Genomic DNA, 23411 nt, shown 5'->3' on the forward strand with positions numbered 1-23411 from the left:
CCGTCGACACTCCGGTACCGTGTCAGGATTCCCTCAACCACCTCAGCGGTTTGACGACAGGAAGCCCAGAACCCCATGAGCGACAGTCACTCCCCTCACGGCTTCGACCTGGTGCGCCGTGGGTACGAGCGCGCCCAGGTCGACGAGCGGATCACCAAGCTGGTGGCCGACCGTGACAGTGCCTTGACCCGGATCAGCGCGCTGGAGAAGCGCATCGAGGAGCTCCACCTGGAGACCCAGTCCGCCCAGGCGGCGGTCGTGGAGCAGGAGCCCTCCTACGCCGGTCTCGGCGCCCGGGTCGAGAAGATCCTGCGACTCGCCGAGGAGGAGGCCAAGGACCTGCGCGACGAGGCGCACCGCGCCGCCGAGCAGCACCGCGAGCTCGCCGAGGCCGCCGCCCAGCAGGTCCGCTCCGAGGCCGAGAACTACGCCAAGGACCGCAAGGCCAAGGCGGAGGACGAGGGGCTGCGGATCGTCGACAAGTCCAAGAGCGACGCCGCCCAGCTGCGCGCCGAGGCCAACAAGGACGCCCAGAACAAGCGCGAGGAGGCGGACGCCCTCTTCGAGGACACCCGCACCAAGGCCGCCCAGGCCGCGCTGGAGTTCGAGACCAACCTGGCCAAGCGCCGCGAGCAGTCCGAGCGGGACCTGGCCGCCCGTCAGGCCAAGGCCGAGAAGCGCCTGGCCGAGATCGAGCACCGGGCCGAGCAGCTGCGCCTGGAGGCCGAGAAGCTGCGCACCGACGCCGAGCGCCGCGCCCGCCAGACCGTCGAGACGGCCCAGCGCCAGTCCGAGGACATCGTGGCCGACGCCAACGCCAAGGCGGACCGCATCCGCAGCGAATCCGAGCGCGAGCTGGCGGCCCTCACCAACCGCCGCGACAGCATCAACGCCCAGCTGACCAACGTCCGCGAGATGCTGGCGACGCTGACCGGCGCGGCCGTGGCCGCCGCCTCGCTGCCGACCGACGACACCCTGGGCGTGCCCGCCCAGCAGTCGCGCTGACGCGGGCCGGGTCCGGCGGCACCGCCGGACCCGATGGGCGCCGAAGGCCCTGATGCGCCACAGACCCTGGTGCACGCGGGCTCTGATGCACCACAGGCCCTCACCCTCTCGGGTGAGGGCCTGTCGGCTTTCGCACCGTCATCACCTCGGGCGCTTCTGCGGCCCGTCGGACCTGGCCGCTACCTGGGGTAGGCGCCGTCCGGCCGCTGGTACCCGCTGCTGAGCTGGTTGCCCTCGTCGTCGGAGACGGTGCCGAACCAGGAGGTGCACCAGACCGACACCGAGTCCGGCCAGTACTGCACCTCGAAGGGGTGCCCCGGCCCGTAGTCGCCGTACGAGGTGACGATGAAGGTCTCCCCCGGGCGCATCCAGTAGTCCTCGCCGAGCGGTTCCAGGGTGAGCTCGACCAGCCCCTCACCCCGGTTGGTCACGGGCATCCGGCCGGTCACCTCCAGGGCCGAGAAGTCCCAGGCCGCCGCGTCCTGGCTCTCCTGGCTCATCCGGCGGCCACCCGGGCGAGCAGGGCGCGCACGACGGCGTCGAAGGCCTCGGGCGCCTCCAGGGCGCTCAGGTGGCCCACCCCGGGCAGGACGGTCAGCTCGGCGTCCGGCCGGGCCCGCAGCATCAGCTCGGCCTCCTCGGGCGCCACCAGGGCGTCCAGGGCGCCCGCCACGATCGCGGTCGGCACCCGCAGGGCGGCCAGCACGTCCATGGCGTCCGGGCGGGCCGCCATCGCCCGCTGGGCCCAGGCGACGGCGGCCGGCGGCGCGGCGGCGACCATCGCCTCCACCCGCTCCACCAGGTGCTGCGAGTCGGGCCCGAGCTGCCCGGCCGCGACCTTCTCGTCCAGCAGCAGCCGCACGCTGTCCCGCGCGGTGACGGCGGCGGCCACCCGCTCCCGGTTGGCCCGGGCGGCGTCGGTGTCGGCGGTGGCCCGGGTGTTGGCCAGCAGCAGGCCGGACAGCCGGTCGGGGTGGCGGCGGGCGAAGGCCAGCGCCACGTAGCCGCCCATGGAGAGCCCGCCGACCACCGCGCGCTCGATCCCGGCCGCGTCCAGCAGCAGGGCGAGGTCGTCCGCGACCAGGTCCAGCGAGGGCTCGTCGGCGCCCAGCCCGGTGCCGCCGAACCCCCGCTGGTCGGGGGCGAGCACGCGCGCGTCGTCCCCGGTCAGACCGGGCAGCGTGTCCAGTTGGGACGACCACATCGAGGCGTTCAACGGAAAGGCGTGCAGCAGCACGAGTGGTGTTCCGGTACCGCTCTCGCGGACCGACACTGCGGAGGGGAGCTGGGTCATGTCCCCAACCTATTCCGGTGCGCCCGGCGGGCCCACTCAGCAGGCCGCGATACCCCCTTTGTCCTAGCCTGGCAAGGACCTGAGGGAGCGCGAATGATCGAGTTGCACGACCTGACAAAACGTTACGGCAAGACGCTCGCGGTGGACCGGCTCAGCTTCCAGGTCCCCCGGGGCGTGGTGACCGGCTTCCTCGGCCCGAACGGCGCCGGCAAGTCCACCACCATGCGCATGATCCTCGACCTCGACCGCCCGACCGCCGGCCGGGTCACCATCGACGGCAAGCGGTACGGCCAGCTCAGCGAGCCGCTCAAGTACATCGGCGCGCTCCTGGAGGCCAAGGCCGTCCACCCCGGCCGCACCGCCCGCGACCACCTGCTCTGGCTCGCCCAGAGCAACCGCATCCCCGAGCGCCGGGTGGACGAGGTGCTCGCCCTGGTCGGCCTCACCCCGGTCGCCCGCAAGCGGGCCCGCGGCTTCTCGCTCGGCATGGGCCAGCGCCTGGGCATCGCCTCCGCCCTGCTCGGCGACCCGGAGATCGTCATGTTCGACGAGCCGGTCAACGGCCTGGACCCGGAGGGCATCCTCTGGATCCGCAACCTGATGAAGCGCCTCGCCGCCGAGGGCCGGACGGTCTTCGTCTCCTCCCACCTGATGAGCGAGATGGCCGTCACCGCGGACCACCTGGTGGTCATCGGCCGGGGCCGGCTGCTCGCCGACCTGCCGATGCCGGAGTTCATCCGGCGCAACTCCCGCTCCGCCGTACGGCTGCGCACCCCGGAGCCCGAGCGGCTGCTCGACGTGCTGGCCGAGGCCGGCCTGCGGCACGAGCCGGGCCCGGACGGCTCCTACGAGGTGGTCGGCGGGGACATCGCGCGGCTCGGCGAGCTGTTCGCCGGGCACGGCGTGGTGCTGCACGAGCTCAGCCCGCAGCAGGCCTCGCTGGAGGAGGCCTTCATGCAGATGACGGCCGACTCGGTGGAGTACCACGCGGGCGACGGACCGGGCCTGGACGCGGCCGGCGCGGCCGGCGAATGGGGCGCCGGCTGGAAGGCGGGCGGCGCCCAAGAGACCACCACCGCACGGCAGGAGGAGAACTGAGATGGCGTCCTTCCCGGCGATCCTGCGCTCCGAGTGGACGAAGATCCGCAGCGTCCGCTCGACGGTCTGGACGCTCGCGCTGACCTTCGTCGTCACGGTCGGCATCGGCGCGCTGCTGTCCCTGCTCACCAACAACAACTTCACCGAGTTCCGCCGAAACGATCAGTCCCCGTTCGACGCCACCGGGACGTCCTTCGCCGGCATCGTGCTCGGCGAGCTGGCGATCATCGTCTTCGGCGTGCTGGCGATCGGCAACGAGTACAGCAGCGGCATGATCCGGGTCACCCTGGCCGCCGTCCCGCAGCGCGCCACCCTGCTCACCGGCAAGGCGGTGGTGCTCGGCGCGCTGGCCCTCGTGGTCTCGCTGGTGACGGCCTTCGTCACGTTCTTCGTCGGCCAGTCGCTGCTCGGCCCGCACTCCACCACGATCGGCGAGCCCAACGTGCTGCGGGCGGTGTTCGGGGCAGCGCTGTACCTGACGATGCTCTGCCTGTTCTCGGCGGGCGTCACCACGATGCTGCACAACCAGACGCTCGCGCTCGGCGTCCTGGTGCCGTTCTTCTTCCTGCTCTCGCCGATCCTCTCGGCGGTGCCGAAGGTCAAGACCCTGGCCCACTACTTCCCCGACTACGCGGGCTCGCGGATGCTGCTGGTGTACGAGCAGCACGGCCAGCCGTACGGGCCGTGGACCGGTTTCCTCATCTGCCTCGCCTGGACGGCCGCGGCGCTGGCCGGCGGCGCGCTGGTGCTCAAGAAGCGCGACGCCTAGCGTCTACCGCCCGGACCGGCCGGCCCGCCCGGACCGTCAGTACCGGCCGGACCGTCAGTACCGCGGAGCGCCGCGGCCTCGCAGGACGTTGGAGGCCCGGCGCTCCCGCGCTCCCCAGCAGGCGCGGTGCCAGTGCCGCCGGTCGTCCACCCCCGCGCCGTGCATCGGCCAGGCCACCACGTGGCCCACCCCCGGCGGGATCTCCTGATCGCAGCCCGGGCAGCGGTAGAACCGGCCCGCCGTCCCGGCGACGGTCTGGACGATCCAGTCGTCGCCCTGGTAGCTCTCGGTGCGGCGCAGCGAACCGCCGAGCGGGGCGGCCGCCGGCTCCGCGCTCTCGCGGGGGGCGGCGCTCTTGATCCGGTTGCGGCGCGGCGACACGGCGGACTCCCTCTCCTCCTGGGTTCTGGGTCGTTCCAGCCTACGGCCGGGCGGACTCCCCCACGGCCACTACCACGGGTCCGTCCGGCACTTCGGCGTTTTTGCCGAGATCCACCCGATCATCGGGGAAATCGAGGGTTCCGCGTGCCATTGGCACATGACATCGGATACCCACAAGGGGAGAAGGCGGGGCCCGCAGACCCTGCGCGCACCCGAGGAGGACCAACGATGAGCAAGACCAGCGCCCGCGCCGAGAGCGGCCGCCCCGTCGGGGTCCGGCCGGCCGCCGCCGGTCCGACGCTGACCTCCGTCCCCCCGGTCGCGGCCGTCACGGCCGTCGCGGGCGAGCCGCTGCCGGCGTCCCAGCGGGCGGGCGCACTGCCGCCGTCCACCGGCCCGGTGCGGGTCGGCCTGTTCCTGCTGTCCGCGCAGTTCCCCGGGCAGAGCCACGGCGAGGCGCTGGAGCGGACCGTCGCGTCCGCCGTCGAGGCCGAGCGCGCCGGGCTGGACAGCGTCTGGCTGGCCGAGCACCACTTCGTGCCGTACGGGGTGTGCCCGGACGCCGCCACGCTGGCCGCGATGCTGCTCGGCCGCACCCGCCGGATCGGCGTCGGCACGGCGGTCAGCGTGCTCTCCACCCGCCACCCGGTGGGGCTCGGCGAGCAGGCCGCGCTGCTGCACCTCACCTCCGGCGGACGGTTCACGCTCGGGGTGGGCCGCGGTGGGCCGTGGATCGACCTGGACGTGTTCGGCGGTGGCGTGGACGCCTTCGAGAAGGGCTTCCCGGAGCGCCTCGACCTACTGCTGCGCTGGCTGCGCGGCTCCCGGGTGGGCGCGGACGGCCCGCAGTTCGCCTTCCCCGAGGTCGCCGTGGTGCCGCGGGCCACCGAGCCGGTGCGGCGGCCGGCCCTGAGCAGCTGGCTGGGCCTCGGCGGGAAGTCCGGCCCGGTGCGCTTCCCGCGCCAGCGCCGGGACGACGAGAGCCTCGGCGAGGCGCTCACCGCCGCCGGACGGCCGGTGGCCGGGCCGCCCGTGGTGGTCGCCTGCACCTCGCCGGGCGGCGTGCGGCTGGCCGCCGAGCGCGGCCTGCCGATGCTGCTCGGCATGCACTCCGGGGACGACGACAAGCTGCGGATGCTGGAGCTGTACCGGACCGCCTGGCTGGCCGCCGGGCGCGGCGAGGAGCAGCTGCGCCGGATCGGCCGTCAGCACGTCGCGGCCGGGGTGGCCCAGGTCGACGACCGCGCCGCGGCGGCCCGGTCCACCCTGCTGGACGCGATGCCCGGCTGGTTCGAGTACGGGCTCGGCGCCCACCGCACCGTGGACGGCCGCGAGCGCAGGATGCGCGATCCGCGCCAGTACACCGAGCTGCTCTGCGACCTGCACGCGGTGGGCACCCCGCGGCAGTGCGCCGACCGGCTGCTGGCCACCGCCGAGCGCACCGGCATCCGGCGCTTCGCCCTGCTCGCCGAGGGCAGCGGCGACCAGGAGGCGACCCTGCACAACATCGCCCGGCTCGGCTCCGAGGTGCTGCCGCAGCTGGGTTAGCGGCTCGGCGAGGGGTCGGGCCCGGGCCGCCGCCCCTCCCCCCGCTCCGGGGGACGGGGCGGCCGGCGCCGCGGCGGGGTACGGCCGGGGTACGGCGGGGTCAGCAGTCCCGCAGTTCCTCGGACTGGTTGAGCAGCTGCTCACGGACCGAGGTGAAGCGGTCGTACCGTGCCTCGTTGGCGTCCGACGGCAGGAACACCGCGACCCGGTGGCAGTTCTGGAAGGCCAGCCGCACCCCGAAGTGGCGCTGGAGTGCGCCCCGGATGGCGTCGCTGGCGAGCGCGCGCAGCAGCTGGCCGCGGGCCTGCTCGCTGGGCGGTGGTACCCGGTTGTCGGCGAAGTCGGTGCCGTCGACCTTCGCCTGGGCGACCAGCGAGCTGATCAGGTCCCAGGCGTACGGCAGCGAGACGCGGACGCAGTCGACGAATTCCCGCTCGTCGACCTCGCCCCGCTCGGCCTTTTCCAGCAGGGCCGGTGAGACGTCGAGCGACATGGATTCTCCTCTCGCGGTCCACCCGCGCGGCGCCCGGGTGGTCGTGCGTAGGTCAAGCTCACAGTGAGGGTGGCTGATTCGCATGGGGCGTCCGGAACGACCGAGGGACAGGGGTTTCCGGCGCCTTCGCGACAGCGGCGGCACCACGGGACGTGACGCCCTGGACACCGAACGCGCTCAGGACAGCGTGGCAGTCAACGGCGGGGCAGGCCGGTCATTCCTGGGGATTGCTTCGGAAATATGTTGCGGTGCACCAGATTGGCCGGATCCCGTCGGATCGTTCATCTGAAGTCTCCATCCCCGTTGACAGCGATCCCGCGAGCGTGCCGTCACACACCGTAGCGACTCGATGGGAGGGGCGCCAGACCTCGACGGGGCGGGGGCGGGACCGCGGGACCTCCATGTTGGCCGGGTTCGCGCTTTCTTCACCCCGCCGTCGCGGAATCGCATCAACTGGCCCTGGTGGGCTAGCGTGGTCGACCGTGCGTCTCGTAATTGCCCGCTGCTCAGTCGACTATGCCGGTCGGCTCTCCGCCCATCTGCCCTCCGCCACCAGGCTGATCCTGGTCAAGGCCGACGGCAGCGTCAGCATCCACGCCGACGACCGCGCCTACAAGCCGCTCAACTGGATGTCCCCGCCGTGCGTCCTCAAGGAGGCCGACGGGGTCTGGACGGTGGAGAACAAGGCCGGCGAGAAGCTCATCATCACGCTGGAGGAGGTGCTGCACGACTCGTCCCACGAGCTCGGGGTCGACCCGGGCCTGATCAAGGACGGCGTGGAGGCACACCTCCAGGAGCTGCTCGCGGACCGGATGGAGGTGCTCGGTGCCGGCTGGTCGCTGATCCGCCGCGAGTACCCCACCGCGATCGGCCCGGTCGACATCCTCTGCCGCGACGCCGACGGCACCACGGTGGCCGTCGAGATCAAGCGCCGCGGTGAGATCGACGGCGTCGAGCAGCTCACCCGCTACCTCGAACTCCTCAACCGGGACCCGCTGTTGGCCCCGGTCAAGGGCATCTTCGCCGCGCAGGAGATCAAGCCGCAGGCCCGCGTCCTGGCCACCGACCGCGGCATCGGCTGCGTGGTGCTGGACTACGACGAGCTGCGCGGCATCGACGACGACAAGCTCAAGCTGTTCTGATCGCTCAGGACGGCCCCGGGGTGCTCGGACCGGCCGTCCCGCTCGGTACCGTCGGCGACCCGGACGTGGCCGACGGCGAGGTCGGGGTGGAGACCGGGGACGACGGGCTGTGGCTCGGCTCCGTCGGCTTCGGGGGCTGACCGGTCGTCTGAGGCGGCTGCACCGTCTGCTGCCCCGGCGGCTGCGGCTGGCCCGGTGCGGGCGGTTGCGGCTGCTGCGGGGTCTGCGACTCGCCCGCCCCCGGCGAGGAGCTCGGCTTCCTCGTCGGTGAGGCGCTCGGCGAGTGCGAGGCACTGCCGCTCGCGGACGGCTCCGGGCTGCCGCCCTGCGTCGCCGCGGCGCCCGGCCCGGCACCGGCCGTCCCCGGCGCGGCGCTGCCGGAGGGCTGCGGGAACGGCGGGTCCTCGGTGCCGCCGCCGTCCAGCCGGCCGTTGTGCGGGTCCTTCCCCCTGGCCTCGTCCGGCCCGCTGAAGCTCATCGCCACCGCCGTGCCGAGGACCCCCAGGGTCAGCACCGCCGTGGTGACCACGGCCGCCCGCCGCCGCCTGCTGGACTTCAGTCCGGCCGGCACCCGGGCCGCGATCTTGCGGATCACCGGGGCGCGGCCGGGTGCCGCCACGGCGGGCGCGGCGGCCGGCAGCCGGCGGCCCTCGGCCCGCAGCAGGTCGAGCATCCGGCGTGCCGCGGCCGTCCCGCGCTGCTCGCCCGCGGTGGTCCGCAGGGTGAGCGCGGTCTCCAGTTCGGCGATGGCCCGGGAGGGCTGCTGGACGCAGATCGCGTGCACGCCCGCCTCGTGGTGGAACCAGGCCTGGTCGACCGCCGAACCGGTGCGCCGGGCCGCCTCCAGGCCGAGCTGGAGCACCCGTTCCCAGGCGCCCCAGCGCAGCGACAGCGCCAGCGCGGGCGCCGCCGCCCGGGCGAGCCGGACCACCGCGTCGTGCCGCCCGGCGGTGCGGTCGGCGAGCAGCACGCCGATCATCACCTCGGCCTCGGCGGCGATCTGCTCCAGCGTCACCGAGCTGTGCCCCACCCACCAGGAGAAGTGCTGGGCGGCTCCGTCGACACAGCCGCGGGCCGGCCAGTGCGGGACGAGCAGGTCGAGCGCGCCGGCGGTCAGCCGGTGGTGCCCGCCGATGGACACCGCCAGTCCGGCGTCGGCGAGTTCGGCGAGGGCGGCCTCGCCCTGCCCGACGTCGATCAGCGCCGGCAGGTGCGGCGCGGTGGGGCACTCGCCGCCGAGCGCGACGGCGAGCCGCAGCACGGCCTGCGCGGGCTCGCTCAGCCCCTCGGCGAGCCGGACCGCGGGCGAGGCGGTCTCCGCCACCGAGGGCAGCGGGACGGTGCCGCGCAGCGCGTTCTCCCGGACCGCCGGGTCCGCGTCGTGGACGGGCTCGTCGACGGCCCCGAAGACGTCCATCCGGTCGTCCTCGGCGGCGACCAGCGCGTCCACCGAGACGTCCCGCTGGCGCAGCAGTGCGGCGGCCTGGACGAAGCGCAGCGGCAGGCCCTCGGACTCGAACCAGAGGTCCACCGCCCAGGCCTTCTCGGCGACGTCCAGCGGCCGGCCGGCGAGCCGGGCGGTGAGGGCGAGGCAGGCGGAGCGGGAGAGCCCGGCCACCAGGTGGTCCTGGAGCCGGGAGCCGGGGGGCAGCGGCGGGCCGTCCGGGGCGGCGGAGATCAGGAAGGCGCAGCCGGGGGCGGCGGCGAGCAGGTCCTCCAGCTCGGCCCCGGAGGGCTCGGCGGCGTCGATCACCACGATCGCGCCGACGTCGGCGAGGTGGGCGGCCAGCTGCCCGGGGTCGGGGCGGTAGCCGGGGGCGTGGTGGGTGGCCGCGAAGAGGTCCTGGAGCAGGTCGGCGACGGTCCGGCGGTGGCCGCAGAGCTGCACCACGCCGCCGGGGGCGAGGTCGGCGGCGGCCTCGGCGACGGCCGACAGCAGTGCGCTGCGGCCCGAGCCGGCCTGGCCGACCAGGCGTATGGAGCGGCCCTCGGCGAGCAGGGCGAGCAGTTCGGCGGTGTCGGCCTCGCGGTCCAGCAGCGGCAGGTCGGCGGGCCCGGCGCCGAGCGCGAGCGGGCCTACCGCGCGGCCGACGCCGCCGACCGGGCCGCGGGCGGGCTCGCTGCGTTCGATCCGGCGCGGCCGCGGCCGCCACTCCTCGGGACAGGGTCCGGCCTCGGAGCCGTCCGGCGCGCCGACGCCCACCAGCAGGCCGCCGGAGACCAGTTCGCCGCCACGGGTGCGGACGGCCTCCTGCCGGAACTCCCCGGATGGCTGTGCCACGTTCTGCTCCGCATCGTGCTCGGCCGTCGGCGCCCCGCGCCGCCCGGCTGACGTCCCGGTAGCGGCCGCGGCCGGGCTGGAGGCAGCCCCGGCGGCCGTCTTCTGACGGGCAGACTCTCGCACATTCGGCCCCGCCCGTGCAGAGCGGTCCGCGGTGCGGGGCCGGTCCGCGGCGCTGACCAGGAACGTTGCGCGGACGGGGCCGGGGTGCGCAGGCGCGCGCTCACGGCGCGCGGCGCAACGGGGGTTGGCGCGGCGGGGGTTGGCGCCGCGGGGGTTACAGAGCCATCCCGTGCGCCTCGGCGGCACCATCGACGGCCAGGATGCGGTGCAGCTTGGTGGCCACCAGCAGTCGCTGGAGCTGGGCCGGGACGGAGCGCAGCACCAGCCGGCGGCCGATCCGGCCGGCCCGGCGGTGGGTGCCCATGATCACGCCGAGCCCGGTGGCGTCCCAGAACTCCAGCCGGCCGAGGTCGAGCACGAGGTCGCCGAGGCCGCCGTCCACGGCCTGGTGCAGCCGGGCCCGCGCGTCGGCGGCGGTGCGCACGTCGAGGCGGCCTTCGATGGCCAGCGCCCTGTGGTCGCCGGTGATGCGCATGCTCTCCTCCTTCGCCTGGACGGCCTGGTGCGGGGCGGGTCCGCCCCGGTCGTGCCGGGTGCGGGAGCGGGGGGTGCATCCGGGCGGGCCGCAGCCCCACGCCCGGACCCGGGCGGAATGCCGGGTTCCTTCATCTGACGGTGAACCGGCTCCGCAGGTTGCTGGTTCCGGCCAGATCTGAAGCAACTTCACCCGTCCGAGGGAATATACGCAGGTCGCCCCCAGACCTACGCTCGATTACCGCCCAAATCACCCGTCTGCGGCACCCGGCGTGAGGAAACTCACCCGCCCCGGCGGAGCGGGCCGTACGATGCTCCGATCGCACGGCCCGCCGGTCGTTTCAGCCCCGCCGGATCACTTGCCCTCGTACGGGTAGAAGCCGCGGCCGCTCTTGCGGCCCAGGTCACCGGCGGTGACCATGCGGGCCATGATCTCCGGCGCCGCGAACTTCTCGTCCTTGGTCTCGGTGTAGATGTTCTGGGCGGCGTGCAGCAGGATGTCCACGCCGGTCAGGTCGGCGGTCTGCAGCGGGCCCATCGCGTGGCCGAAACCGAGCCGGCAGGCGGTGTCGATGTCCTCGGCGGTGGCCACGCCCGACTCGTACAGCTTGGCGGCCTCGACGACCAGGGCGGTGATCAGGCGGGTGGTGATGAAGCCGGCCACGTCGCGGTTGACGACCACGACCTCCTTGCCGACGCCCTCGGCGTAGGCGCGGGCGGCGGCCAGCGTCTCGTCGCTGGTCTTGTAGCCGCGGACCAGCTCGACCAGCTTCATCATCGGGACGGGCGAGAAGAAGTGGACGCCGACGACCGACTCCGGGCGCCGGGTGACGGCGGCGATCCGGGTGATCGGGATGGCGGAGGTGTTGGAGGCCAGGACGGCGCCGTCCTTGGCGAGCTTGTCCAGCTCGCGGAAGACGCCCTCCTTGACCTCCAGGTTCTCGAACACGGCCTCGACCACGATGTCGGCCTCGGCGACGGCGCCCAGGTCGGTGGTGGTGGTGATCCGGCCCAGCGCGGCCTCGGCGTCCTCGGCGCTCAGCCGGCCCTTGGCGACGAACTTCCCGTAGGAGGCGCGGATGCCGGCCAGGCCCCGCTGGAGCGCCTCCTCGGTGACGTCCCGCAGCACCACCGGGTGACCGGCCTGCGCGGACACCTGGGCGATGCCGGCGCCCATCAGACCGGCACCGATCACGGCGATCTGCTTGCTGGACGCATTGCTCATGGCTGGGTCTCCCGATGCCGTCGCCGCCCCGCGGGCGGACCCTGAAAGCGGCTCAGGGCAGGGGTCACCGCCATATGAGCCGCGTCGCTCGTTGCCGGGACTCTAATGCCCAAATCCTCCGCGCAATAGCAATCGAGAGTGTGATCTGCAACCGACCTGGTCAGGTGATCAGACAGTCGTGCGACTGTACGGCCGGTCGGACCGTCAGACGGTCAGCCCGAGGTCCTGCGCCAGGATCGCCGCCTGCACCCGGCTGCGCAGCCGCAGCTTCGCCAGGATCCGGCTGACGTGCGTCTTGGTGGTCGCCTCCGCCATCTCCAGCCGGGCCGCGATCTCCCCGTTGGACATCCCGGCGCCGAGGCAGGCCAGCACCTCCCGCTCGCGGCCGGTCAGCGCCCCCACCGCCGCCCGTGCCTCCGGGCCGACCGGCCGCTCGGGGCGGGTGAAGGCCCCGATCAGCCGCTTGGTCACCGAGGGCGCCAGCATCCCGTCCCCGCGCGCCACCGTGCGGATGCCCTCGATCAGGGTGTCCGCCTCCAGGTCCTTGAGCAGGAACCCGGACGCGCCGGCCCGCAGTGCGCCGTAGACGTACTCGTCCAGGTCGAAGGTGGTCAGCACGAGCACCTGGCCGGCCCCCGCGGCGACCACCTCCCGGGTCGCCGAGACGCCGTCCAGCCGGGGCATCTGGACGTCCATCAGCACCACGTCCGGCCGCAGCTCCCGGGCCAGCCGGACGGCCTCCTCGCCGTCGGCGGCCTGCCCGACCACCTCGAACTCCGGCTCGGCGCGCAGGATCATCACCAGCGCCGCCCGTACCGCCGCCTGGTCCTCGGCCACCAGCACCCGGATCGTCATGCCCGTCCCTCGTTCCCCTGGGCGCGCGGCAGCACCGCGCGCACGCTCCAGCACCCGTCCTTCGGCCCGGCCTCGAAGCTGCCGCCGAGCAGCCCGGCCCGCTCCGCCATGCCCACCAGTCCGGCCCGGGCGCCGGGCAGTTCACGGCCCGGCCCGCCGCGGTACGGGCTGTCGACGGCGATCCGCAGCTCCTGCGGCGCGAACTCCAGCCGCAGGCTGACCAGTCCGGGCGCGGCGTGCTTGAGGGCGTTGGTCAGCGACTCCTGGACGATCCGGTACGCGGCCAGCCCGACCGGCACCGGCACCTCCCCGCGCTCGCCGCACTCGTCCAGCTCGAAGTCCAGCCCGACGTCCTGGCCGGCCGCGCGGGCCTTGGCCAACAGGGCGTCCACCGCGGCCAGGTCGGGCGCCGCGTAGGACTCGTCCGCCTCTCCCCCGCCACTGTCCCTGAGCAGTCCGATCATGCGTCGCATTTCGGCCAATCCCTGGACGCTGTTCTCCCGGATCACCGCCAGCACCTCCACCAGCGGATCGTCCTCGGGCAGTTTCCGGCGTCTGGCCACCGACTGGGCGCCGGTGGCGTGGATCGCGATCGCCGACAGGTGGTTGGCCACCACGTCGTGCAACTCCCGTGCCATCCGGGCCCGTTCGGCTCCGATCGCCTCGCGCCGGTCCAGCTCCGAGAGCAGCGCGGTCTGTTCCGCCCGCAGCCGCTCGGTCTCGGCCTCCTGCCGGTGCTTGCGCACCACGTCGCCGGTCCACACCGGGCCCAGGAAGACCAGGGTGCTGACCACCACGATCAGCAGCGCGACCGAGGTGCCGCCGTAGATCGCCGCCAGGGTGGACAGCGCCAGCACCGTGGCCCCGCCGGACAGGTGCAGCACTCGGGACATCCGCGGGCTGCCGTAGACCACCGCCGCGTACAGCAGGTCGGTGTACATGATCAGCGTGGCGACCAGATTGCCGGCGAACACGCTCCCCGCGAAGACCAGCCCGCCGACCGACACCGCCAGCACCGGCCTGGTCCGCCGGACCAGCTCCAGCCCCGCCATCACCAGCAGCGGCGGCAGCACCGCCCACGGCCGCACCCGGTCGGCCTGGTCGTACGCCCCGAAGACGATCAGCACCGCGCCGCCGAGCAGCCCGGAGAGGGCGATCAGCTGGTCCTGGCGGCGCGGGGGGAGGGCGGGGAACGGGAGGGGCACGTTCCCATCTCACCATCCCCGGCGGCCGTCCGGCTCCGGTCCACGGAGGAGCCCGCTACATCGAAGGATGCAGTCCCGGACGGCACCCCGCGACGACGACACCGGCGGGCCCGCGCACCAGGCTGGAGGCACCACCGCGACATCCGGGAGCAGAACGTGATCGTCACCCTCATCGTCGCGGCCGAGATCTCCTTCTGGATCCTGCTCGGCCTCGGCCTCGCCAGCCGCTACCTCTTCCGGTGGCGCCGCACCAGCACCGCGCTGCTGGTCGGCCTGCCGGTGGTGGACCTCACCCTCTACGCCCTGACCGTCCTCGACCTGCGCGGCGGAGCCACCGCGAGCTGGACCCACGCCCTGGCCGCGAGCTACGCGGGCTTCTCGATCGGCTACGGCCCCTCGCTGGTCCGCTGGGCCGACCGGCACTTCCTGCACCGCTTCGCCGGCGGTCCCAAGCCGCTGCCCTCGCCCAAGTACGGGCCGGAGCGGACCAGGTACGAGTGGCAGATCGCCGGCCGGACGGTCGTGTCGGCGGCGATCACGCTGAGCCTGATCACCCTGCTCGTCCCGCTCTCCGCGGGCTCCGCGCACTTCGGCACCTTCGCCCAGTGGTACCTCAAGCTGGGCATCGCGGCCGTGGTCAACGTGATCGTGGCCGGCTGCTACTCGCTCTGGCCCAAGGAGCCGCCGGCCGGCGTGCCGGTCGAGAACGGCCGGGTGGTCACCGAGAAGACCGCCCACACCCACACACCGGCCGGACGGCCCTGACCCGCCGGACGGCCCCGGACGTCGAGGGCCCGTCCTCGGACTCCCGCGGGGGAGGGTCCGAGGACGGGCCCTCGGCCTGCCCGATGACGTCGGCGCCTAGCGGTTCTCGCCCGGCACCCAGAGCACGTCCCCGCGCTCCTTGTTGGCCACCCGGGCCAGGATGAACAGCAGGTCGGACAGCCGGTTGAGGTACTTCGCGGTCAGCGGGTTGACGCTGTCGCCGTGCTCCGCGATCGCCGACCAGGTCGAGCGCTCGGCCCGCCGCACCACCGTGCAGGCCAGGTGCAGGTGGGCCGCCCCGGGCGTGCCGCCGGGCAGGATGAAGCTGCGCAGCTTCTCCACCCGCGCCAGGTACTCGTCGCAGTCCGCCTCCAGCCGGTCGACGTAGGACTGCAGCACCCGCAGCGGCGGGTACTTCGGGTCCTCCACCACCGGGGTGGACAGGTCGGCGCCGACGTCGAACAGGTCGTTCTGGACCCGGACGAGCACCGCCGCGATGTCCTCCGGCAGCTCACCGACGGCCAGGGCCACGCCGATCGCGGCGTTGGCCTCGTTGGCGTCCGCGTAGGCGATCAGCCTCGGGTCGGTCTTGCTGGTCCGGCTCATGTCGCCGAGCGCGGTGGTGCCGTCATCGCCGGTACGGGTGTAGATGCGCGTCAGATTGACCATGCGGCCAGCGTAGCCGCCGTGTTAGGCGCCGTTAACCCCGCCCCGGAACACCGCGGAGCGCTTCGGAGCACTTCCGGGGCGCGCTGCACAACACCGCTACGCGACGTTGACCCTCCCCCAGCCTCCGGCCGGGGGACCCCCGTCCCGAGGGACTCGTCGCTACGCGACGTTGACCCTCTGCCCCGGCGGGGCCGCCTCCAGCCAGGCCAGGAAGCCGGTCAGCGCGTCCTCGCTCATCGCCAGCTCCAGCGGGGCCCCGTTGTGCAGGCAGCGCAGCACCACCGAGCCGGACAGCAGCGCCAGCTCCTCCTGGCCCTCCGGGTAGCGCCGGCCGAGCACCTCGATCTCCCGGCGCGGCAGCACCTTGCGCGGCCGCGGGGCGTACGAGAAGACCCGGAACCACTCGATCGAGTCACCGCTGTAGCGGCCGATACCAAAAACCCACCCCTTGCCGTCGGTCGGGGGGACCGGGGCGGAGGTGGGTTTGCCGTTCTCGTCGAGGTCGGGCTGCGTCGAGGCGTCGGCCGGCATTTTGAGCCGGTAACTGCAGTCGAAGGTGCCGCCGACCCGCTGGATCAGGCGGCGCCGGACGGCGAAGGCCATCAGCCCGATCACACCCAGGGCCACGACCGCCGCACACACCACAAGCGCGAGGACCATGCTCACCCACCTCCTCGCTACCCGCGTTCCCCGTAGCGGTCGTATCAAGCGACCGCGCTGACCTACCAACTACGACGACAGTCCCGGGGTCACGCTCACGCGTCCCCGGGACCGTCGGTCGACCCCGCTAAGCCGGGGTCCGGCGCACTCAGGCGTGGGCCTTGAGGCCGCGCGCCGCGAACAGACGGACCTCGGCGCGCCGCTCCGCGTGCTCGTCCAGGCCCGACTTGGCCTTCTCCAGCGCGCGCTCGGCACGCGCGACGTCGATCTCGTCCGCCAGCTCGGCGATCTCCGCGAGCAGAGACAGCTTGTTGTCGGCGAAGGAGATGAAGCCGCCGTGCACCGCGGCGACCACGGTGCCGCCGTCCACCGTGCGGATGGTGACGGGACCGGTCTCCAGCACGCTCAGCACCGGGGTGTGGCCCGGCATGATGCCGGTGTCACCGGAGGCCGTACGGGCGACGACGATGGTGGCCGCACCGGACCACACCTTGCGGTCGGCTGCGACCAGCTCGACGTGCAGCTCAGCCAACGTGGGCTCCTAGGCTCATGCAACGCCCGATTACTCGGGAGTTTCGGTAAGAATAACGGCCCCGCGCCTCCGGCATGAAACCGGCGGCACGGATTTGACCGGAATCACAGCCGATGCGACGCGAGGGGTGGGTCCCAGGGCTGGGGCCCACCCCTCACGGTCACGTACAGCTGCTACCGGCCGCGATTACTTCTTCGCCAGCTCGGCGGCGTTCTTCTCGAGGTCCTCGATGCCACCGCACATGAAGAAGGCCTGCTCCGGGACGGAGTCGTACTTGCCGTCCGCGATCGAGTTGAAGGCCTCGATGGTCTCCGACAGCGGCACGGTCGAACCCTCGACACCGGTGAACTGCTTCGCCACGTAGGTGTTCTGCGAGAGGAAGCGCTCGATGCGGCGGGCACGGTGAACCGTGACCTTGTCCTCCTCGGACAGCTCGTCGATACCGAGGATCGCGATGATGTCCTGGAGGTCCTTGTACTTCTGCAGGATCCCCTTGATACGGATGGCCGTGTCGTAGTGGGTCTGCGCGATGTACCGCGGGTCGAGGATGCGGGACGTGGAGTCCAGCGGGTCGACGGCCGGGTAGATGCCCTTCTCCGAGATCGGACGCGACAGAACGGTGGTCGCGTCCAGGTGGGCGAAGGTGGTGGCCGGCGCCGGGTCGGTCAGGTCGTCCGCGGGGACGTAGATCGCCTGCATCGAGGTGATCGAGTGACCGCGGGTCGAGGTGATGCGCTCCTGCAGGAGGCCCATCTCGTCGGCCAGGTTCGGCTGGTAACCCACCGCGGAGGGCATGCGGCCGAGCAGGGTCGACACCTCGGAACCGGCCTGGGTGAACCGGAAGATGTTGTCGATGAAGAGGAGCACGTCCTGCTTCTCGACGTCACGGAAGTACTCCGCCATGGTCAGCGCGGACAGCGCGACGCGCAGACGGGTGCCCGGCGGCTCGTCCATCTGGCCGAAGACCAGCGCGGTCTTGTCCAGAACGCCCGAGTCGACCATCTCGTCGATGAGGTCGTTGCCCTCACGGGTGCGCTCGCCGACACCGGCGAACACCGACACACCACCGAAGTTCTCGGCGACGCGGTAGATCATCTCCTGGATCAGAACGGTCTTGCCGACACCGGCACCACCGAACAGACCGATCTTGCCACCCGTGACGTACGGGGTGAGCAGGTCGATGACCTTGATGCCGGTCTCGAACATCTCGGTCTTGGACTCGAGGTCCTTGAACTCGGGGGCCTTGCGGTGGATCGGCCAGCGGACCTCGACCTGCTTGTCGAACTCCGCCGGGTCCACGTTCAGCACGTCGCCGAGGGCGTTGAAGACCTTGCCCTTGGTGATCTGGCCGACCGGGACGGAGATCGCCGCACCGGTGTCGGTGACCTGCGAGCCACGGACCAGGCCGTCGGTCGGCTGCATCGAGATGCCGCGGACCATGCCGTCGCCGAGGTGCTGGGCGACCTCGAGGGTCAGGGTCTTCTTGCCCGTGCCGTCGGGGTTGTCCACCTCGACGTGCAGGGCGTTGTACATGTCCGGAATCGCGTCGACGGGGAACTCCACGTCGACGACCGGGCCGATGACCCGCGCGACGCGGCCCGTCGCCGTGGTCGGCTCAACAGTGGTGGTCATACTCATTCGCTCCCGCGGCTAGCGTCGGCGAGGGCGTTGGCGCCGCCGACGATCTCGCTGATTTCCTGGGTGATCTCGGCCTGACGGGCCGAGTTGGCAAGCCGCGTGAGCGACTTGATGAGCTCGCCGGCGTTGTCCGTCGCGCTCTTCATCGCGCGGCGGCGGGCGGCGTGCTCGGAAGCGGCCGACTGCAGCAGCGCGTTGTAGATCCGGCTCTCGACGTACCGCGGCAGCAGCGCGTCCAGGACGCCCTCCGCCGACGGCTCGAAGTCGTACAGCGGGAAGATCTCCGACTTGGCCGGCGTCTGGTCGCTGAGCTGGACCTCGTCCAGCTTCAGCGGCAGCAGCCGCGCCTCGACCGCGTTCTGCGTCAGCATGGACACGAACTCGGTCGAGACCAGGTGGAGCTCGTCCACGCCGCCCGTCTCGGCCGTGAAGGCCTCGATCAGGTCGGCCGCCACGGTCTTCGCGTCACCGTACGTCGGCTTGTCCGAGAATCCCGTCCACGAGCCCGCGATCGTCAGACCGCGGAACGTGTAGTACGAGACGCCCTTGCGGCCGATGATGTACGTCACCACGTCCTTGCCCTCGGACCGCAGACGCTCGGCGAGCACCTGCGAGGCCTTGATGGCGTTGGTCGAGTAGCCGCCGGCCAGGCCGCGGTCCGCCGTGATCAGCAGGACCGCCGCGCGCTTGGCGCTCGGGTTCTCGGTGGTGAGCGGGTGCTTGGCGTTGGACCGGGTGGCCACCGCCGTCACCGCCCGGGTGAGCTCATCGGCGTACGGAGTGGAGGCGGCCACCGCGCGCTGCGCCTTGACGATGCGCGACGCGGAGATCATCTCCATCGCCTTGGTGATCTTCTTCGTCGCGGTGACAGAGCGGATCCGGCGCTTGTAGACCCGAAGCTGTGCTCCCATGGGTCGTTACGTCCTTTCCCTCGCTACCGGACTCAGGCCTGCTCGGAGAGCAGCTTGCCGTCAGCGGTCTGGTAACCCTGCTTGAAGGCCTCGATCGCGGTGGTCAGCGCGTCGATGGTGCCGTCGGCCAGCAGACCGGTCTCGACGATGCCGGCGAGCAGGTCCTTGTGCTGCAGGCGGACGTGGTCCAGGAACTCGCGCTCGAAGCGGCGGATCTCGGCGACCGGGACGTCGTCCAGCTTGCCGTTGGTGCCGGCCCAGATGGAGACGACCTGCTCCTCGACCGGGAACGGCTGGTACTGGCCCTGCTTCAGCAGCTCGACCATGCGCGCACCGCGCTCCAGCTGGGCCTTGGAGGCCGCGTCCAGGTCGGAACCGAAGGCGGCGAAGGCCTCCAGCTCGCGGTACTGGGCGAGGTCCAGACGCAGGCGGCCGGCGACCGAGCGCATGGCCTTGATCTGGGCGGAGCCACCGACGCGGGAGACCGAGATACCGACGTTCACGGCCGGGCGGATGCCGGCGTTGAACAGGTCGGACTCCAGGAAGCACTGGCCGTCGGTGATGGAGATGACGTTGGTCGGGATGTACGCCGAGACGTCGTTGGCCTTGGTCTCGATGATCGGAAGACCGGTCATCGAGCCGCCGCCCAGGGCGTCGTTCAGCTTGGCGCAGCGCTCCAGCAGGCGGGAGTGCAGGTAGAAGACGTCACCCGGGTAGGCCTCGCGGCCCGGCGGGCGGCGCAGCAGCAGGGAGACGGAGCGGTAGGCCTCGGCCTGCTTCGACAGGTCGTCGAAGATGATCAGGACGTGCTTGCCGTCGTACATCCACTCCTGGCCGATGGCCGAACCGGTGTACGGGGCGAGGTACTTGAAGCCGGCCGGGTCGGAGGCGGGAGCGGCCACGATGGTGGTGTACTCCAGCGCGCCGGCCTCCTCCAGGGCGCCACGGACGGACGCGATGGTGGAGCCCTTCTGGCCCACGGCGACGTAGATGCAGCGGACCTGCTTCTCCGGGTCGCCCGAGCGCCAGTTGTCGCGCTGGTTGATGATCGTGTCGACGGCCACCGCGGTCTTGCCGGTCTGGCGGTCACCGATGATCAGCTGGCGCTGGCCGCGGCCGATCGGGGTCATCGCGTCGATGGCCTTGATGCCGGTCTGCAGCGGCTGCTTGACCGACTTGCGGGCCATGACGCCGGGGGCCTGCAGCTCCAGGGCGCGGCGACCGGTGGCGGCGATCTCGCCGAGGCCGTCGATCGGGTTGCCCAGCGGGTCCACGACGCGGCCGAGGTAGCCGTCGCCGACCGGAACCGAGAGGACCTCGCCGGTGCGGCGCACGGTCTGGCCCTCTTCGATGCCGCCGAACTCACCCAGGACGACGACACCGATCTCGCGGGTGTCGAGGTTCAGCGCGAGGCCGAGCGTGCCGTCCTCGAACTTCAGCAGCTCGTTCGCCATGACCGAGGGCAGACCCTCGACATGCGCGATGCCGTCCGCCGCGTCAGTGACCGTGCCGACCTCTTCCACAGAAGCGGCGTCCGGCTGGTACGACTGGACAAAGTCGGCCAGCGCGTCCCGGATCTCCTCCGGACGGATCGTAAGCTCCGCCATCAGGCTTCCCTGCTCTCCTAGTTTGCGATCCTCGGCCCGCCATTGAGGGCCGCAAGTATTCGACTCTCGGCCGGGTCTTCCGAACCGGCCGTACGATGTGCCGGCTCCTTGGGGAGCCGGTTTCCCGACCGAGGGTCGGATGTGCTGCTTCGGTGCTCAGCCTTCGAGCGACTGGCGAGCGCCCTCGAGGCGGCTCGACACGGTGCCGTTGATGATCTCGTCGCCGATCTGCACCCGGACGCCGCCGACGACCTCGGGGTCGACGTCGATGTTCAGGTGGACCTGGCGGCCGTACATCCGGCCCAGAGCACCGGACAGGCGCTCCTTCTGGGTGTCCGACAGCGGCACCGCGGTGGTGACCAGGGCCACCACGCGGCCACGGCGCGCGGCGGCGAGCTTCGAGTAGGACTCCAGGCCCTGCTCCAGGCTACGGCCACGCGGCGCGTTGACGAGGGCGGTGACCAGCCGGACGGTGCCGGCGTTGGCGCGGCCGCCGAGCAGCTTCTCGATCAGCTCGGCCTTCGCGACGGCACCGGCCTTCGGCTCGGTCAGCGCGGCGCGCAGCTCGTGCGAGCCGCTCACCACCCGGCCGAAGCGGAAGAGCTCGTCCTCGACGTCGTCCAGGGAGCCGGCCTTGTCCGCGGCGATGATCTCGGCGTAGGCGGCGAGCTCCTCGGTCGCGTCCACCAGGTCGCGCGAGCCCGACCAGCGGGAGCGGACCAGGCCGGAGACCAGGTCGACGGCCTCGCCGGAGACCTGGCCGGTCAGCAGCGAGGTGACCAGCTGGGCCTTGTCCTGGCCCGACCGCGAGGGGTCGGTCAGGACGCGGCGCAGCGACACCTCACGGTCGAGCACGGCCGTGACGGCGGTGAGCTCCTCGGCCAGCTTGGCCGCGTCCACCGAGGTGGAGTCGGTCAGGCTCTCCAGGTTCTGCCGACCGGCGGCGAGGGCCTCGCGGCTGGCGCCGATCACTTGGCCGCACCCTGAGCAACGGCGGCCTTGGCCTCCAGCTCGTCCAGGAAGCGGTCGATGACACCGCTCTGGCGGGTGTGGTCCTCGAGGGACTCACCCACGATGCGGGACGCCAGCTGGGTGGCCAGCGAGCCCACGTCCTGGCGCAGGGCGGCAGTCGCCTGCTTCTTGTCCGCCTCGATCTGGGCGTGACCGGCCGCGACGATGGCCTCGCGCTGACGCTGGCCCTCCTCGCGCATCTCGGCGAGCTGGGCGGCGCCCTGCTCACGGGCCTGCTCGACGATGCGAGCGGCCTCGTGGCGCGCCTCGGCGAGCTCGGCGCGGTACTGCTCAAGCACGGCCTGGGCCTCGGCCTGAGCGGCCTCGGCGCGCTCCATGCCGCCCTCGATGGCATCCCGGCGCTCCGACAGCACCTTCTCGATGCTGGGGAGGAGCTTCTTGCCGAGCAGACCGAAGACGATGAAGAAGCAGAGCAGGCCGATGATGACCTCGGGCCAAGCGGGGAGAAGAGGGTTCATCTTCTCCTCTTCCGCAAGGAAGACCACGGGGTTCATATCTGAACCTTTCGTCTGGTGGGACTACCGGTGTGCCGGAATTACTTGCCGGTGCCGAACACGAACGGCATGACGATGCCGATGAGCGCGAGCGCCTCGGTCAGCGCGAAGCCGATGAACATGTTCGAGCGGATCAGACCGGCAGCCTCGGGCTGACGGGCCATGGCCTGAACGCCGTTGCCGAAGATCAGACCAACGCCGATGCCGGGGCCGATGGCAGCGAGGCCGTAACCGACGGAAGCGATGGAACCGACGACGCCCTCAGCGAGCATGCTCATTGCGATTGTCCTTTGCAGGGGTGGTGAACCGGTGGTGATTGGCCACCGGGCGATCCAGGGGGTGGTTCATGGGAGGCCAGGGCCTCAGGCTCAGTGCGCCTCTTCCAGGGCACCGGCGATGTAGCTGCTGGCCAGCATCACGAAGATGTAGGCCTGCAGGAACTGGACCAGCAGCTCGAAGGCGGTCAGGCCGACGGCGACGATGAACGAGGCCGAGCCGTAGAGCGCGCCCAGGGACGGGCTGAGCAGGTACCAGGAGGCGATGGAGAACATCACGATCAGCAGGTGGCCGGCGAACATGTTCGCGAAGGCTCGGACCGCGAGCGTGAAGGGGCGCACGAAGATGTTCGAGAAGAACTCGATCGGCACCAGGATGAACATGACCCAGCCGGGGATGCCCGACGGCCAGCAGAGGTTCTTCAGACCGCCGACGAAGCCGTGCTTCTTGAAGGTCAGCGTCATGTAGGTGACCCACACGACCGCCGCGAGGCCGGCCGGGAACGCGATCGCCGCCGTCACGGGGAACTGTGCGAACGGGATGATCGACATGATGTTCAGCAGCCACACGAAGAAGAACATCGAGACCAGCATCGGGACGTACTTCTCGCCCTTTTTGCCGATCGTCTCCAGCACGATGGAGCGCTTGACGAAGTCGTAGCCGATCTCACCGACCAGCTGCAGCTTGCCGGGAACGAGGCGCGGCTTGGCGAACGCGGCCCAGAAGAACACGACGACCAGGAGCGCGACGATGATCGACAGCAGCATCGGCTTGTTGAACTCGACGCTGCCGATCGTGAAGATCGGCTTGAACTGGAACTCGTTCAGGCCCGGGGCCGGGAAGCCACAGCCAGCGTCCCCGAAGTGGCAACTGCCTGAGGCGAGGGACGTGAGTTCAGCACTCACCGCGGACTCCTTCGTCGTGACGCATGGTT

Annotated in this window: 25 protein-coding genes; 6 read left to right on the forward strand and 19 right to left on the reverse strand. The window is 71.9% G+C overall.

Annotated features, from left to right (window positions below; translation table 11 throughout):
- Window positions 1-75: 75 nt before the first annotated feature.
- A complete protein-coding gene (locus ACFWP2_RS04830) occupies window positions 76-1005 on the forward strand; it encodes a cellulose-binding protein (RefSeq protein WP_380448313.1) in 930 nt (309 codons plus the stop codon).
- Window positions 1006-1184: 179 nt separating this feature from the next.
- Here ACFWP2_RS04830 and ACFWP2_RS04835 read toward each other — a convergent pair whose 3' ends face one another.
- Window positions 1185-1505, reverse strand: a complete 321-nt coding sequence (locus tag ACFWP2_RS04835) for a hypothetical protein (protein ID WP_224283203.1) — start codon at window positions 1503-1505, stop codon at window positions 1185-1187.
- A complete protein-coding gene (locus tag ACFWP2_RS04840) occupies window positions 1502-2299 on the reverse strand; it encodes an alpha/beta fold hydrolase (RefSeq protein WP_380448316.1) in 798 nt (265 codons plus the stop codon). Before ACFWP2_RS04840 ends, ACFWP2_RS04835 begins: the two co-directional genes overlap by 4 nt.
- A gap of 93 nt (window positions 2300-2392) precedes the next feature.
- Here ACFWP2_RS04840 and ACFWP2_RS04845 point away from each other — a divergent pair, with 93 nt between their 5' ends.
- Together ACFWP2_RS04845 and ACFWP2_RS04850 are read left to right on the forward strand one after the other, a co-directional pair.
- Window positions 2393-3397, forward strand: coding sequence for an ABC transporter ATP-binding protein (locus tag ACFWP2_RS04845; RefSeq protein WP_380448319.1), 1005 nt, complete (start codon window positions 2393-2395; stop codon window positions 3395-3397).
- A gap of 1 nt (window position 3398) precedes the next feature.
- A complete protein-coding gene (locus ACFWP2_RS04850) occupies window positions 3399-4166 on the forward strand; it encodes an ABC transporter permease subunit (RefSeq protein WP_380448321.1) in 768 nt (255 codons plus the stop codon).
- 54 nt (window positions 4167-4220) lie between these two features.
- Here the strand turns inward: ACFWP2_RS04850 and ACFWP2_RS04855 are convergent, their stop codons facing one another.
- On the reverse strand, window positions 4221-4547 hold the full coding sequence (locus tag ACFWP2_RS04855) for an ATP/GTP-binding protein (RefSeq protein WP_360346949.1): 327 nt from the start codon (window positions 4545-4547) through the stop codon (window positions 4221-4223).
- Window positions 4548-4946: 399 nt separating this feature from the next.
- Here ACFWP2_RS04855 and ACFWP2_RS04860 point away from each other — a divergent pair, with 399 nt between their 5' ends.
- A complete protein-coding gene (locus ACFWP2_RS04860) occupies window positions 4947-6095 on the forward strand; it encodes an LLM class flavin-dependent oxidoreductase (RefSeq protein WP_380448920.1) in 1149 nt (382 codons plus the stop codon).
- A 100-nt stretch (window positions 6096-6195) separates the two neighbouring features.
- Here the strand turns inward: ACFWP2_RS04860 and ACFWP2_RS04865 are convergent, their stop codons facing one another.
- Window positions 6196-6588 (reverse strand): SCO5389 family protein, encoded by a 393-nt coding sequence (locus ACFWP2_RS04865; RefSeq protein WP_380448324.1) that lies wholly within the window; start codon window positions 6586-6588, stop codon window positions 6196-6198.
- 482 nt (window positions 6589-7070) lie between these two features.
- Here ACFWP2_RS04865 and nucS point away from each other — a divergent pair, with 482 nt between their 5' ends.
- Complete coding sequence (nucS, locus tag ACFWP2_RS04870; RefSeq protein ID WP_380448326.1) at window positions 7071-7730, forward strand: endonuclease NucS; 660 nt, start codon at window positions 7071-7073, stop codon at window positions 7728-7730.
- A gap of 4 nt (window positions 7731-7734) precedes the next feature.
- Here the strand turns inward: nucS and ACFWP2_RS04875 are convergent, their stop codons facing one another.
- From ACFWP2_RS04875 to ACFWP2_RS04895, 5 genes are all read right to left on the reverse strand, one after another.
- On the reverse strand, window positions 7735-10011 hold the full coding sequence (locus ACFWP2_RS04875; protein ID WP_380448328.1) for an ATP-binding protein: 2277 nt from the start codon (window positions 10009-10011) through the stop codon (window positions 7735-7737).
- A 277-nt stretch (window positions 10012-10288) separates the two neighbouring features.
- Entirely contained in the window at window positions 10289-10609 is a 321-nt protein-coding gene (locus ACFWP2_RS04880) for an STAS domain-containing protein (RefSeq protein WP_360346957.1), read from the reverse strand.
- A gap of 354 nt (window positions 10610-10963) precedes the next feature.
- A complete protein-coding gene (locus tag ACFWP2_RS04885; protein ID WP_380448331.1) occupies window positions 10964-11833 on the reverse strand; it encodes a 3-hydroxyacyl-CoA dehydrogenase family protein in 870 nt (289 codons plus the stop codon).
- Window positions 11834-12037: 204 nt separating this feature from the next.
- Window positions 12038-12688, reverse strand: coding sequence for a response regulator (locus tag ACFWP2_RS04890; protein ID WP_380448334.1), 651 nt, complete (start codon window positions 12686-12688; stop codon window positions 12038-12040).
- Window positions 12685-13893 carry a sensor histidine kinase gene (locus ACFWP2_RS04895; RefSeq protein WP_380448336.1) on the reverse strand — a complete coding sequence of 403 codons (1209 nt, stop codon included), beginning with the start codon at window positions 13891-13893 and terminating at the stop codon, window positions 12685-12687. The genes ACFWP2_RS04890 and ACFWP2_RS04895 overlap by 4 nt, the downstream gene beginning before the upstream one ends.
- A 156-nt stretch (window positions 13894-14049) precedes the next feature.
- On the opposite strand from ACFWP2_RS04895, the gene ACFWP2_RS04900 reads away from it, so the two are divergent.
- Entirely contained in the window at window positions 14050-14658 is a 609-nt protein-coding gene (locus tag ACFWP2_RS04900; RefSeq protein ID WP_380448338.1) for a hypothetical protein, read from the forward strand.
- Between the two features lie 96 nt (window positions 14659-14754).
- Here the strand turns inward: ACFWP2_RS04900 and ACFWP2_RS04905 are convergent, their stop codons facing one another.
- The 10 genes from ACFWP2_RS04905 to atpB all read right to left on the reverse strand — a co-directional run bounded on the left by ACFWP2_RS04905 (window position 14755) and on the right by atpB (window position 23382).
- Window positions 14755-15327, reverse strand: coding sequence for a cob(I)yrinic acid a,c-diamide adenosyltransferase (locus ACFWP2_RS04905; RefSeq protein ID WP_380448340.1), 573 nt, complete (start codon window positions 15325-15327; stop codon window positions 14755-14757).
- Between the two features lie 159 nt (window positions 15328-15486).
- On the reverse strand, window positions 15487-15987 hold the full coding sequence (locus tag ACFWP2_RS04910; protein WP_030057523.1) for a DUF2550 domain-containing protein: 501 nt from the start codon (window positions 15985-15987) through the stop codon (window positions 15487-15489).
- Between the two features lie 148 nt (window positions 15988-16135).
- On the reverse strand, window positions 16136-16519 hold the full coding sequence (locus ACFWP2_RS04915; protein ID WP_380448343.1) for a F0F1 ATP synthase subunit epsilon: 384 nt from the start codon (window positions 16517-16519) through the stop codon (window positions 16136-16138).
- A 186-nt stretch (window positions 16520-16705) separates the two neighbouring features.
- Complete coding sequence (gene atpD / locus ACFWP2_RS04920) at window positions 16706-18151, reverse strand: F0F1 ATP synthase subunit beta (RefSeq protein WP_380448345.1); 1446 nt, start codon at window positions 18149-18151, stop codon at window positions 16706-16708.
- Between the two features lie 2 nt (window positions 18152-18153).
- Window positions 18154-19068: a F0F1 ATP synthase subunit gamma gene (locus ACFWP2_RS04925; RefSeq protein ID WP_380448347.1), complete on the reverse strand. Its 915-nt coding sequence runs from the start codon at window positions 19066-19068 to the stop codon at window positions 18154-18156.
- Between the two features lie 32 nt (window positions 19069-19100).
- Window positions 19101-20675: a F0F1 ATP synthase subunit alpha gene (gene atpA / locus ACFWP2_RS04930; protein ID WP_380448349.1), complete on the reverse strand. Its 1575-nt coding sequence runs from the start codon at window positions 20673-20675 to the stop codon at window positions 19101-19103.
- A 156-nt stretch (window positions 20676-20831) separates the two neighbouring features.
- Window positions 20832-21647, reverse strand: a complete 816-nt coding sequence (locus tag ACFWP2_RS04935; protein ID WP_380448351.1) for a F0F1 ATP synthase subunit delta — start codon at window positions 21645-21647, stop codon at window positions 20832-20834.
- Window positions 21644-22201: a F0F1 ATP synthase subunit B gene (locus tag ACFWP2_RS04940; protein WP_189915731.1), complete on the reverse strand. Its 558-nt coding sequence runs from the start codon at window positions 22199-22201 to the stop codon at window positions 21644-21646. The genes ACFWP2_RS04935 and ACFWP2_RS04940 overlap by 4 nt, the downstream gene beginning before the upstream one ends.
- 41 nt (window positions 22202-22242) lie before the next feature.
- Window positions 22243-22479 carry an ATP synthase F0 subunit C gene (gene atpE / locus ACFWP2_RS04945; protein ID WP_030235786.1) on the reverse strand — a complete coding sequence of 79 codons (237 nt, stop codon included), beginning with the start codon at window positions 22477-22479 and terminating at the stop codon, window positions 22243-22245.
- A 90-nt stretch (window positions 22480-22569) separates the two neighbouring features.
- Window positions 22570-23382 (reverse strand): F0F1 ATP synthase subunit A, encoded by an 813-nt coding sequence (gene atpB, locus ACFWP2_RS04950; RefSeq protein ID WP_380448354.1) that lies wholly within the window; start codon window positions 23380-23382, stop codon window positions 22570-22572.
- Between the last annotated feature and the right edge of the window lie 29 nt (window positions 23383-23411).

Origin of the sequence: Kitasatospora sp. NPDC058444 (assembly GCF_042721415.1) — a bacterium.
In the GTDB taxonomy this organism is placed as follows: domain Bacteria; phylum Actinomycetota; class Actinomycetes; order Streptomycetales; family Streptomycetaceae; genus Kitasatospora.